Genomic DNA, 1582 nt, shown 5'->3' with positions numbered 1-1582 from the left:
TCGGGCCGTGATCCATGAAGTGGCGGAGGTATTCCCATACCTCGGCGACATGCTTGACGCCGGGTTCGGTGGGTTCGTTGCTGTCGACCCAGAGGCAGTCTTTTTGGTGCAGGCTGCCGTCTTCCCGGCGGGGGGCGAAGGCGAGGGCATAGCTGGTGCTGAACGATGAGCCGCCGTATTCGGTGCGTTTGAAGAGGCCACCTCCTGTGTTAGCCCATTCAAACACAAATACCTTGCTCAAACGTTGGTAGTAGATTTTTTGGGTTGATCGGTTGAGGCAAATGGTTGATAAGCCCTTTATAAAGAAAATTCGATAAGCTAGGAATGGAGTAAACACGAAGGGGGTTATTAATAATAAAAGCATCAATAAAATGTCTTCGTTGTAAAGTTTCGAGATGTTAGGGGGTAGATAAGGGTAAGTGCCTGTCAGCAGTGTGATCGTCATTGCGCAGTATAGTTTTCCCATAAACACGGAATCTGTTATCCATGGGTTTCTCAGGCACAAGGTATTCTCGGATACGTTTGCCAACTGCCCTCCAATTGCAGGGGTGTGTCCGGAGTATGACGTTGAATTGAATATCCAGATGGTTGCCATGATCAGCGCTCCAGGCGAAAAGTTGACAGGATCTCATTGTCTTCGTCCAGGCCTTGATTAGCGCTGTAAGCTAGATGCAGTGAGACATGATTTTGGTTGGCAACCGTGTTCTCGAAATGCAGGATTAAGCCAGCGTCTACGATGTGTCCGGTTGGAGTGATTGGGAATACGTCAATTCCTTGGTCGTCACGGAGGGAACTCAAACTTCCTGACCATTCACTTACGCCTAGCCTGAATGCAGGCAGCAGCACTGTGAACTCCACGGTTGGTTGGGGGGTGGCTACTTCGTTATGTATGATAGCTGTCCAATTTGGCGGCGACCAGTGGTTATTCTGATGCCATCGGGTGTCGGCTTTAGTTATGCCGAGGGATAGGGCCTGCTCGGCGGATAGTAACTTGGCCCCGTAATGTTCATTGTGCCAAGCCTTAATTTCTGTTTGCAGTGAGGTGAAAGCAGGAAGTTTCTTGTCAAAGTCCAAGTTGATGTCGGCGTGCGACTCTCCATCATTGATGCGATTGCCGAATATGCTACGTGCTGCCCACAGTTCTATTGGGCTGTGAAGGCGTTCATGTGCCTTGGCGTGTAGGTAGAGGCCTCCTGCGATGATGGCTACGCCTACTAGGACAAGGGCAGCGGCGGCCCATCCGGCAAAAGGTACTAGCGTTGTAGCTCCCGCAATGGCAAGTCCTGCTTCAAGAGTGACAGCAGAGCCAATGGCCATGGTTAATCCACCAGCAATTGTGTATCTGCCAGCCGTAGAGTTACCGTTATCGAATTGGCGCAATCCCTTTGACCAATCTGAGATCAGAGAAAATGCAATTGCCGGATATCCGGCTAAACGCGCAAACAGATTGCTACTCAAAAACTTGATAACCCCATTGCCAAAGGCCATACCCGGCGCTGTGGCACTTAATCTCAGCATGACGGCCTTTTGCGTCGCCCGCACGCTGACCAATGTCGCCGCCGCTGCACCAATCACCCCGAAA

The 1582-nt window shown here is 50.9% G+C and carries 1 protein-coding gene and 1 pseudogene; both read right to left on the bottom strand.

All coding sequences use genetic code 11. The annotated features are described in order from the left end of the window. Positions 1–595 (bottom strand): hypothetical protein (locus tag N5D53_RS27510; protein WP_279841131.1); only part of this gene is annotated, 595 nt, incomplete at its 3' end. 2 nt (positions 596–597) lie between these two features. After that, positions 598–1582 (bottom strand): annotated as a pseudogene (locus N5D53_RS27505) (hypothetical protein); the annotation flags it as partial.

Source organism: Pseudomonas sp. GD03862 (genome assembly GCF_029840855.1).
Taxonomy (GTDB): Bacteria; Pseudomonadota; Gammaproteobacteria; order Pseudomonadales; family Pseudomonadaceae; genus Aquipseudomonas; species Aquipseudomonas alloputida.
The sequence above is the reverse complement of the archived record's forward strand: the minus strand, read 5'-3'. Positions and strand labels throughout refer to the sequence as shown.